The sequence below is a fragment of the Sphingopyxis sp. H053 genome (assembly GCF_001468225.1).
Taxonomy (GTDB): Bacteria; Pseudomonadota; Alphaproteobacteria; order Sphingomonadales; family Sphingomonadaceae; genus Sphingopyxis.
Window position 1 is genome coordinate 35,289 of record NZ_LNRU01000006.1, and the last position, 10,042, is coordinate 45,330.

The 10,042-nt window shown below is 64.5% G+C and carries 8 protein-coding genes and 1 tRNA gene; 8 read left to right on the plus strand and 1 reads right to left on the minus strand.

The window, feature by feature from the left end; all coding sequences use genetic code 11:
- Positions 1 to 23: 23 nt before the first annotated feature.
- Positions 24 to 353, minus strand: coding sequence for a UrcA family protein (locus ATE70_RS12640; protein WP_058538279.1), 330 nt, complete (start codon positions 351 to 353; stop codon positions 24 to 26).
- Between the two features lie 275 nt (positions 354 to 628).
- Between ATE70_RS12640 and ATE70_RS12645 the strand changes: the two genes are divergently transcribed.
- The 8 genes from ATE70_RS12645 to ATE70_RS12680 all read left to right on the plus strand — a co-directional run bounded on the left by ATE70_RS12645 (position 629) and on the right by ATE70_RS12680 (position 10,024).
- On the plus strand, positions 629 to 1,510 hold the full coding sequence (locus ATE70_RS12645; protein WP_058538280.1) for a glycine--tRNA ligase subunit alpha: 882 nt from the start codon (positions 629 to 631) through the stop codon (positions 1,508 to 1,510).
- Complete coding sequence (gene glyS / locus ATE70_RS12650) at positions 1,507 to 3,774, plus strand: glycine--tRNA ligase subunit beta (RefSeq protein WP_058538586.1); 2,268 nt, start codon at positions 1,507 to 1,509, stop codon at positions 3,772 to 3,774. Before ATE70_RS12645 ends, glyS begins: the two co-directional genes overlap by 4 nt.
- 27 nt (positions 3,775 to 3,801) lie before the next feature.
- On the plus strand, positions 3,802 to 4,263 hold the full coding sequence (locus ATE70_RS12655; protein WP_058538281.1) for a hypothetical protein: 462 nt from the start codon (positions 3,802 to 3,804) through the stop codon (positions 4,261 to 4,263).
- An 87-nt stretch (positions 4,264 to 4,350) separates the two neighbouring features.
- Positions 4,351 to 7,011: a pyruvate, phosphate dikinase gene (gene ppdK, locus ATE70_RS12660; protein WP_058538282.1), complete on the plus strand. Its 2,661-nt coding sequence runs from the start codon at positions 4,351 to 4,353 to the stop codon at positions 7,009 to 7,011.
- A gap of 105 nt (positions 7,012 to 7,116) precedes the next feature.
- Complete coding sequence (locus ATE70_RS12665) at positions 7,117 to 7,692, plus strand: DUF1214 domain-containing protein (RefSeq protein WP_058538283.1); 576 nt, start codon at positions 7,117 to 7,119, stop codon at positions 7,690 to 7,692.
- A 1-nt stretch (position 7,693) separates the two neighbouring features.
- Complete coding sequence (locus ATE70_RS12670) at positions 7,694 to 8,221, plus strand: DUF1254 domain-containing protein (RefSeq protein ID WP_058538284.1); 528 nt, start codon at positions 7,694 to 7,696, stop codon at positions 8,219 to 8,221.
- Positions 8,222 to 8,265: 44 nt separating this feature from the next.
- Positions 8,266 to 8,342 (plus strand) — tRNA-Arg (locus ATE70_RS12675).
- 194 nt (positions 8,343 to 8,536) lie between these two features.
- The gene (locus ATE70_RS12680; protein WP_231732685.1) at positions 8,537 to 10,024 is read left to right on the plus strand and encodes a CYTH and CHAD domain-containing protein; all 1,488 of its coding nucleotides are present in this window, start codon (positions 8,537 to 8,539) and stop codon (positions 10,022 to 10,024) included.
- Positions 10,025 to 10,042: the final 18 nt, after the last annotated feature.

Below are 10,042 nucleotides of genomic sequence, written 5' to 3' on the forward strand. Positions count from 1 at the left end.
AGCGAAGCCATCATTTCCGTCGCTTATCGCGCGGCGCTGATCATCAGCAGCGCGAGCTGGGTGCCGTTCTGTGCGCGGGCGATCGCCTGCTTGGTCTGCGGCTCTACGTGGGCAAGGACGTTCGAAAGGCATGCCGACTGGCGCGCATTTTCCGCAGCGCCGCGAAGGCCGGTGTAGCAGAGGCTGCGCGCGGCGCTCTTCAATCGGGTGTCGAGGCGCTCGCGATCCGCCGTGTGGGTCAGGTTCAGATCGTCGATGCGGACTTCGACGGCGGGGTTTCCGGTCTCGGCCGCCATGACGGGCGCAGCAGCGGCGGTGAGCGAGAGCGCGAGGATCAGCGTGCGGGTCATCATGTCTATTCTCCTTGGATCGACTGGTTTTGGTCAGCTCAACCTGTCTTCATGTCAGGCATGCATGACTATATGTCGCGATTCGCTGACTGTGTCAATAAAACCTTACAAAAAGTTTTGGAGACCTGACTAAGACGCGCCTTTTCGTCGACGAGCGCGCGGCGGGGAGCCTTGACCATGCGCCGCCGCTGGGCCAATGCGGCGGCGATTTTTGCACCTGCGAAGGAATTGCGGCCGTGGCCGACGGGGCGGACAAGACACCACTCAGTTTTCAGGACATGATCCTGACGCTGCACGCCTATTGGGCGGCGCGCGGTTGCGCGATTTTGCAGCCCTACGACATGCGCGTCGGGGCAGGGACGTTTCACCCGTCGACGACGTTGCGCAGCCTCGGCCCCGAGCCGTGGAACGTCGCTTATGTCCAGCCGAGCCGCCGCCCGACCGATGGCCGTTATGGCGAGAACCCGAACAGGCTGCAGCATTATTACCAGTATCAGGTGATCCTGAAACCGTCGCCCGCCGACCTGCAGGAACAATATCTGGGTTCGCTCGCCGCGATCGGCATCGACCCGCTGCTCCACGATATCCGCTTCGTCGAGGACGACTGGGAATCGCCGACGCTCGGCGCTTGGGGTCTCGGCTGGGAAGTCTGGTGCGACGGGATGGAAGTCACCCAGTTCACCTATTTCCAGCAGATGGGCGGTTTCGACTGCAAGCCCGTCGCGGGCGAGCTCACTTACGGGCTCGAACGCCTCGCCATGTATATCCAGAATGTCGACAATGTGTACGACCTGCGCTTCTCCGACGCGGTCGGCGATGTTGCCGCGGTGAGCTATGGCGACGTGTTCCTCGAGAATGAAAAGCAGTTCTCGAAATGGAATTTCGAGGTCGCCGACACCGACACCTTGTTCGCGGGTTTCAAGGCCGCTGAGGCCGAATGTCAGCGCGCGATCGAAGCGAACGTGCCGCTTGCCGCCTATGATCAGGCAATCGAGGCGAGCCATCTGTTCAACCTGCTCCAGGCGCGCGGCGTGATCAGCGTACAGGAACGCGCAAATTATATGGCGCGCGTCCGCGACCTCGCAAAGGGCAGCTGCAAGGCGTGGATCGACAGCCAGTCCGAACGCTGGACCGCAAAACATCCGGGGTGGACGCTGTGACCGACTTTCTTCTCGAACTGCGCAGCGAGGAAATCCCGGCGCGAATGCAGGCCGGCGCGCGCGCCGAACTCGAAAAGCTGTTCCGTGCGCAATTGAGCGCCGCGGGCCTCGAAACGGGCGACCTCACCATCTGGTCGACCCCGCGCCGCCTCGCGCTGATCGCCCGCGATCTGCCCGAAGCGACCGCCGCGGTCAGCGAGGAACTCAAGGGCCCGCGCAGCAGCGCGCCGCCGCAGGCGCTCGAGGGTTTCCTTCGCAAGACCGGCCTGACGCAGGATCAGCTCGAAGACCGCGACGGCGTGTATTTCGCCGTCATCGACAAACCCGGCCGCGCGACCGCCGAGGTGCTCGCCGAGGCGATCCCCGCAATCGTCCGCGCCTTCGCCTGGCCGAAGTCGATGCGCTGGGGCAAAGAAAGCGCGAGCAGCGAGAGCCTGCGCTGGGTCCGCCCGCTGTCGGGCATCGTCGCGATCTTCGGCGAAGACCTTGTTGAGTGTGAAGTTAGCGGGATTTCCGCGGGTTTCGCAACGCGCGGCCACCGCTTCCACTGCCCGGGCGAGATCACGATCGGCTCGGCATCGGACTATGCCGAAAAGCTGCGCGCCTGCCACGTCATCGTCGACCATGAAGAACGCCAGAACATTATCCGCGACGGCGCCGCCAAGGCCGCGGCCGACGCCGGCCTGACGCTTGTCGAGGACGAGGGGCTGGTGATCGAGAATGCCGGCCTCACCGAATGGTCGGTGCCCTTGCTCGGCCGCTTCGACGAAGCGTTTCTGGAGGTGCCGCCCGAGGTCATCCAGCTGACCGCGCGCGTGAACCAGAAATATTTCGTCGTGAACAGCGCCGACGGCAAGCTCGCCAACGGCTTCGTCTGCACCGCGAACATCGACGCGGTCGACGGCGGCGCGGAGATCGTTGCAGGCAACCGCAAGGTGCTCGCCGCACGCCTGTCCGACGCGCGCTTCTTCTGGGAACAGGACCAGAAGAAGACGCTCGCGCAGCACGCCGAAAAGCTCGCGAACATCACCTTCCACGAAAAGCTAGGGACCGTCGCCGACAAGGTCGAGCGCGTCGCGAAGCTCGCCGAATGGCTGGCGAGCGAAGGCATCGTCCCGAACTGCGACCCCGCGCTCGCGCGGCAGGCGGCGGAACTGGCGAAGGCCGACCTCGTCACCGAAATGGTCGGCGAGTTCCCCGAATTGCAGGGCCTGATGGGCGGCTATTATGCCCGCGCCGAAGGTCTGCCCGATGCGGTCGCCGATGCGATCCGCGATCACTACAAGCCGGTCGGGCAGGGCGATGATGTTCCCACCGCGCCGGTGACGGTGGCCGTGGCGCTGGCGGATAAGCTGGATACAATTTGTAGCTTCTTTGCAATTAATGAAGTTCCGACCGGATCAAAGGACCCATTCGCGCTGCGGAGGGCCGCGATTGGCATGACTTCGTTGATCATGGCAAACGGGCTGCGCATGGATGTTCTGCTGACTGCGTTTCAAACAGTTTTGAGAGATGGGCGGGAACCAAACCCATACCAATGGTCCGAGGAAAAGCGCGACGCGTTGGATCAGATCGTCACGCTGTTTGATCCGAGCGCGGCGTTAAAGGCGATCGTTGAACTTACGAAAGATTCGAACTCGCCGGAAGAAATTGCAGAACGACAGCAGGCGTCATTTGAGCGCGCGTTGAACACGGCTGCACTAGTCCGCGATTTTGTGCTGGATCGGTTAGAAGTTGCCCAGAAGGCAATCGGGACTCGTTTTGACATATTTCGAGCTGCGCTGATCATTGACGGCGATCGGGGTATCGATTCTGACGTCGTTCGCCTGCTTGCACGCGTGAAGGCGCTGCAGGCATTCATGGCGACCGAGGACGGCACGAACCTGCTCGCGGGCTACAAGCGCGCGGCGAATATCCTGAAGCAGGCGGGCAAAGATGCCGTCATCCCAGCGAAAGCTGGGATCGCTGGCGATGGTGAATCGACGATGGCGGCCCCAGCTTCCGCTGGGGCGACGGAGATGGATAAGGCGCTGCTCGCCGCGCTCGACGCCGCCGAACCTGCGGCCTCAGCCGCGGTCGCCGACGAACGTTTCACCGACGCGATGGCCGCACTCGCCAGCCTCCGCGCCCCGATCGACGCGTTCTTCGACGGCGTGATGGTCAACGACCCCGACGAGGACGTCCGCGCCTATCGGCTCGGCCTGCTGTCGCGCTTCACCGGCGCGGTGCACGGTGTCGCCGATTTCTCGAAGATCGAAGGATAGGCGCGGCAGCGCGAGGGAAGGGGTGCCATGAACGAAACGCATCTCGTCTGGATTTTTGCGATCGGCTTTCCGCTGTTCTTTGTCGCGATGTGGCTGCTCGTCACGCGCGTCCTGTCGTTCGTGGGCTGGTCGAAATATCTGCCCGCCTTCGCGTGGGACCGCCCGATCCCCGCCGATGCGCGGCGCTTTTCGTGGGCGACGATGGTCATCGGGCGTTTTCCGGGCGGGGTCAGCTACAAGAATGCGATGAACGTCTGGCTCGACCAGCGCGGCATCTATCTTCGCCCGCCGCTCTTCTTCCGCCTGTTTCATCCGCCGCTGCACATCGGCTGGGACCAGATCGCTGCGATCGAGCCGCGCAAGACGCTGTGGATCAAGGCCTGGTCGCTAGCCTTTCGCCGCGACGTGCCGATATTGACCTTCGGCGGCGGCGCGGGGCAGGCAATTTTCGACCATTGGCAGACCCGTCATGGAGGCAGGCCAGCCTGACACCGCTAAAGCAAAACTGAGTCGACCCGTTTGCGGTTCGACCCTATTCCCCCGCCCACCTCCTCCCCGGGGCAGCAGGAGCATAAGATGACGAATATGGTGCATTTGTTCGGCGGCGCGGCCACGACGGCCGAGCGCTCGAAGGAATTGCTGGGCGGCAAGGGGTCGAACCTCGCCGAAATGGCCTCGATCGGCCTGCCGGTGCCCCCGGGCTTTACGATCACCACCGACGTCTGCACCGCTTATTATGCCAATGGCGAGCAATTTCCCGCGGGCCTGATCGATGAGGTCGCCGCGGGCATCGCGCATATCGAGGGGATCACCGGCAAGAAGTTCGGCGACGCAGCCGATCCGTTGCTCGTCTCGGTCCGTTCGGGCGCGCGCGTGTCGATGCCGGGGATGATGGACACCGTGCTCAACCTCGGGCTCAACGACCGCACCGTCATCGGCCTGTCCGACGCGTCGGGCGATCCGCGTTTCGCGTGGGACAGCTATCGCCGCTTCGTCCAGATGTACGCCGATGTCGTCATGGGCCTCGACCATGCCGAGTTCGAGGAAGCGCTCGAAATCGCCAAGGAAGACAAGGGCCTCTACCTCGACACCGAGATGTCGGCTGAAGATTGGCAGGCGCTGGTCAAGGAATATCAGGCGATCGTCGAACGCGAGACCGGCGCGCCCTTCCCGCAGGAACCGAACGACCAGCTTTGGGGTGCGGTTGGCGCCGTCTTCGCGAGCTGGGAAAGCGACCGCGCGAAAGTCTATCGCCGCCTGAACTCGATCCCCGCCGAATGGGGCACCGCGGTCAACATCCAGGCGATGGTGTTCGGCAATATGGGCGACACGTCGGCAACGGGTGTGGCGTTCACGCGCGACCCGGCGACCGGCGAGCGCGCCTGGTACGGCGAATGGCTGATCAACGCGCAGGGCGAGGACGTCGTCGCGGGCATCCGCACGCCGCAATATCTGACGAAGATCGCGCGCGAGAAAGCGGGCGCCAAGCCGGCGTCGATGGAAGAGGCGATGCCCGAGACCTTCACCGAGCTCGGCCGCGTCTTCGATACGCTTGAAACGCATTATCGCGACATGCAGGACATCGAGTTCACCGTCGAACGCGGGACGCTCTGGATGCTGCAAACGCGTTCGGGCAAGCGCACCGCGAAGGCGGCGCTCAAGATCGCGGTCGACATGGCGGCCGAGGGGCTGATCACCGAAGAGGAAGCCGTCGGCCGCGTCGATCCGGGCGCGCTCGACCAGTTGCTCCACCCGACGCTCGATCCGAAGGCGCCGCGCGATGTGCTCACCAAGGGACTTCCCGCAAGCCCCGGCGCGGCTTCGGGCAAGATCATGTTCACCGCCGATGGCGCTGAAAAGGCGGCCGAAATGGGCGAAGCGGTGATCCTCGTCCGCGTCGAAACCTCGCCGGAAGACATTCACGGCATGCACGCCGCGAAGGGCATCCTGACCGCGCGCGGCGGCATGACGTCGCACGCCGCGGTGGTGGCGCGCGGCATGGGGCGCCCCTGCGTTTCGGGCGCCGGCGGGCTGTCGATCGACGGCGCGGCGCGCATCTTGCGTGTGGGCGGGCGTGAGCTCCGCGAAGGCGACATCCTGACGCTCGACGGTTCGACCGGCGAAGTGATGGCGGGCGAGGTTCCGACCCTGCTTCCCGAACTGGTCGGCGACTTCGGCACGCTGATGGTCTGGGCCGACAAGGTTCGCCGCATGAAGGTGCGCGCCAACGCCGAAACGCCGCAGGATGCACAGGTCGCGCGGGATTTCGGCGCCGAGGGCATCGGGCTCTGCCGCACCGAGCATATGTTCTTCGACGCCGCGCGCATCACCGCGGTGCGCGAGATGATCCTCGCCGACAGCGAAGCCGGACGCCGCGCCGCGCTTGCGAAGCTGCTGCCCGAACAGCGCGGCGACTTTGCCGCGATCTTCGGCGTGATGGCGGGGCTTCCCGTCACCATCCGCCTGCTCGATCCGCCGCTCCACGAATTCCTGCCGACCCGCGAGGAGGATTTCGCAGATGTTGCGGAGGCTGCGGGTGTCGGGATCGAAGCGCTGAAGGCGCGCGCGAACGAACTGCACGAATTCAACCCGATGCTCGGTCATCGCGGGTGCCGCCTCGGCGTGACCTATCCCGAAATCTACGAAATGCAGGCACGTGCAATTTTCGAGGCGGCGTGCGACGTCGCCGCCGAAACTGGCGCGGCACCGATCCCCGAAGTGATGATCCCGCTGGTCGCGACGCGCCGCGAATTCGACCTGATGAAAGCGGTCGTCGATGCGCAAGCCAAGGCGGTGTTTGCCGAAAAGGGCCGCGAGATCGCCTATCTCGTCGGCACGATGATCGAACTGCCGCGCGCCGCGCTGATGGCGGGCGAGATCGCGGAAACCGCTGAATTTTTCAGCTTCGGCACCAACGACCTGACGCAGACGACGATCGGCATCAGCCGCGACGACGCCGGCCGCTTCCTGACGCAATATGTCGACAAGGGCATTTTCCTGACCGACCCGTTTGTCAGCCTCGATGTCGAGGGCGTCGGGCAGCTGATCGAGATCGCCGCCGATCGCGGCCGCAAGACGCGCCCCGACGTCAAGCTCGGCATCTGCGGCGAGCATGGCGGCGACGCGCCGAGCATCCATTTCTGCGAAAAGACGGGTCTCGACTATGTCAGCGCCTCGCCTTACCGTGTCCCCATCGCCCGGCTCGCGGCCGCACAGGCTGCGCTGAAGCGGGGGTAATTCCTAACTTCGTCATCCCGGCGAAGGCCGGGATCTCACCCTCGCGTCATCATGCAACGGCGATACCCCGGCCTTCGCCGGGGTGACGGCGAAGGGGGAACGCGCATGAAGGGCTGGCACCGCTATACGATCACCTTGGTGGGCGGATTGGCGGTGGGGCTCGGCGCGGCCTGGGCCATAACCGGCGGCGGGCTGCGCGACGGCGGAATCGAGAACGGTCCCTGGTCGACCTCGCTCGGTTACGGCACCAAGGCAACGGACCCGATCACGCGCGCCGCGGTGGCGCGCGCGGGTCTGCTTGCGCTCCCCGCAAAGGAAACCGTCTACTGGTCGGCGAAGACCGACGCCGCGGGCGCGCCACTCGACGGCAATTGCCGTTACAGCCTGTCGGGCACGCCGCTCGACGCGCGCTGGTGGAGCGTCACCATCTATGACGAGGCGGGCTATCTCGTTGCGAACCCGGCAAACATCTGGTCGGTGAACGGCGCCAATGTCGCGCTCGATGCCAAGGGCGAATGGCGCGTCACCATCGCCCCGACAAAGCCCGCGGAAGGGGCTTGGTTGCCCGGAACCAAGGGCCAGCCCTTTCACCTGACCCTGCGCATGTACAACCCCGGCAAGGCGTTCCGCGCCGACCCCGCCAAAGCCGTGCTCCCGCAAATCGTGAAGGAGGGCTGCTGAGATGCGCAGCTGGCTCGGCCCGCTCGCCCTAGGCCTGATCGTCGCGGTGGCCACCGCCTATGCGGCGATCTGGGCGATTCCCTATGGCCTGATGAATGTCGCGATCGATCGGCTGGGGCAGGGCGGCGTCAACACCATGTCCTATGGCAACCTCGCGACGCCCGAGCGCCAGCCGGTCGTGCGGCCCAGCCCCGACCTCGCTTATTCGAGCTGTCCCTATGACCTTTCGGGCGGCCCGATCGCGATCGACGTCGCGCCGGTTCCGGGCCGCTATACATCGCTCAGCATCTTTGACGCCGCGACCGACGTCATTTTCGTGCGCAACGATGTCGAGGCGGGCGGCAAGCCGTTTCGAATCATCGTCGCGCGCGCAGGACAGGCCGTGCCCAAAGGCACCGAAGTCGTGCGCACGAACCATGATCATGGCATCGCGCTGATCCGTCTTTTGCTGAAAGAGCCCGCGGAAATCGGCGGGCTCGACGCGATCCGCCGCCAATCGTCGTGCGGAACGGTCACAAAGCTGAAATAGGGGGTTGCGCCCCCGCGCGACGGGTCTTAAAGGCGCCTCTCCACGCACCCGTAGCTCAGCTGGATAGAGCATCAGACTACGAATCTGAGGGTCGGACGTTCGAATCGTTCCGGGTGCGCCATTTCCTTCCTGCCATGGTCCGATGCTGTCGGATGAGCGGGTTTCCCCATATTCATGCACGACAAACGGGCTTCAGGCGAGCGGCCGCGCCCGATCTTTCAGCTGGCCGCATATTGCGATAAACAGGCTGCTTATCGCCGGATCGTCAAATTTTCAGGATAGGTCCGATATGCGGCGTCCGTTGCGCACGCGAAGGTGACGATCGAACCGATCTTTCCGGAGAATATGCAGATGGCGGACGAGGTCGAGCTGAAACTCGAAATTGTGAGCGAAGACGCCGGAAAATTCGAGGCATCGGGTTTGTTGGCGGGCGCCCCCAAAAAAATGCGGCAGATATCGACCTATTTCGACACGCCCGATCATGACGTTGCGAACGCGGGCTTTTCGCTTCGTATCCGCCGTTCGGGCAAGAAGCGTGTCCAGACGATCAAGGCGGACGGCGGCAGTGCTGCCGGTCTCTTCATCCGATCCGAATGGGAGCGCGCGGCGGAAAATGACACACCGGTCCTCGATTTTGCCACGCCGCTTCCCTCGCTGCTCGGCGACAAGATCGATGCCATCGCGCCAGCTTTCGAGGTGGAGATCGACCGCCAGAGCTGGACCATCGACGAGAGCGGCGCAACGATCGAACTGGTGCTCGACCGCGGCGACGTCGTGCTCGGCGAGCGCCGGTCGCCGGTGTGTGAGATCGAGCTTGAGCTGAAGTCCGGCGATCCTGCCGCGCTGTTTGCTTTCGCGCGCCGGATCGACGCGGTCGTGCCGATACGCCTTGGCGTCCTCAGCAAGTCGGAGCGCGGCTATCGGCTCACCGGAGCGGCCCCGGCGCGGGTCACGGCCGAAACGGTGATACTCGCCGGCGACACAACCGCGGCACAGGCGCTTGGGCAGATCATGCAATCGTGCATCCGGCAGTTCCGGCTCAACGAGGCGCTTTTGCTCGCGAACCGGAACGCCGAAGCCTTGCATCAGGCGCGTGTCGCGCTGCGCCGCCTTCGATCGGCCTTCGCGATCTTCAAGCCGATGATCGGGGACGCGGGCATCGATTTGCGCACGGAATTGCGCTGGCTGGCGTCGGAACTGGGCAAGGTGCGCGATCTCGACGTGCTCCTGAAGCGTGCCGAGGGCGGACCGCTGCACGACCGGATCGCGACGATGCGCGAGGCCGCTTATGACGATGTGTGCGAAATTCTCTCCTCCGCGCGGGCGCGCCGGCTCATGCTCGAGGTGACGGCGTGGATTGCGGCGTCGGATTGGTCGGGGACGGCGGACGGTGAACGCGAAGGCAATCGACCGGCGCGGGACTTCGCCGCCCGGGCGCTCGACCGCTATCGGCGAAAGGTGAAGCGCAAGGGGCGTAATCTGGCCAGTCTCGATGACGATGCGCGGCACGAGGTGCGCAAGAGCGCGAAGAAGCTACGTTACGCAGCGGAATTCTTTGCCGGCCTGTTCGAGCGCAAGGGCGAGAAACGCCGGCACAAACGCTTCGTCAAGGCACTCGAAGCGCTGCAGGACCAACTCGGCGCGCTCAACGATCTTGCGGCCGCCCCCGAGCTGCTGACAAGGCTTGGCATCGCGGAAAGCCCCGGCGCGGCCGAATTGATGGCACATGGCAAGAAGGGACGGCTCATCGAAACGGCCGCCGATGCGTATGAGGATTTCGTCGATACCAAGCGATTCTGGTAGTCGCGCGGTATCGGACGG

What these genes read in the sequence shown, in the direction of transcription:
- ATE70_RS12645 (WP_058538280.1), top strand. Translation starts at nt 629, where the DNA reads ATGATCCTGACGCTGCACGCCTATTGGGCGGCGCGCGGTTGCGCGATT.
- ATE70_RS12665 (WP_058538283.1), top strand. Translation starts at nt 7,117, where the DNA reads ATGAAGGGCTGGCACCGCTATACGATCACCTTGGTGGGCGGATTGGCG.
- ATE70_RS12655 (WP_058538281.1), top strand. Translation starts at nt 3,802, where the DNA reads ATGAACGAAACGCATCTCGTCTGGATTTTTGCGATCGGCTTTCCGCTG.
- ppdK (WP_058538282.1), top strand. Translation starts at nt 4,351, where the DNA reads ATGACGAATATGGTGCATTTGTTCGGCGGCGCGGCCACGACGGCCGAG.
- ATE70_RS12640 (WP_058538279.1), bottom strand. Translation starts at nt 353, where the DNA reads ATGATGACCCGCACGCTGATCCTCGCGCTCTCGCTCACCGCCGCTGCT.
- ATE70_RS12670 (WP_058538284.1), top strand. Translation starts at nt 7,694, where the DNA reads ATGCGCAGCTGGCTCGGCCCGCTCGCCCTAGGCCTGATCGTCGCGGTG.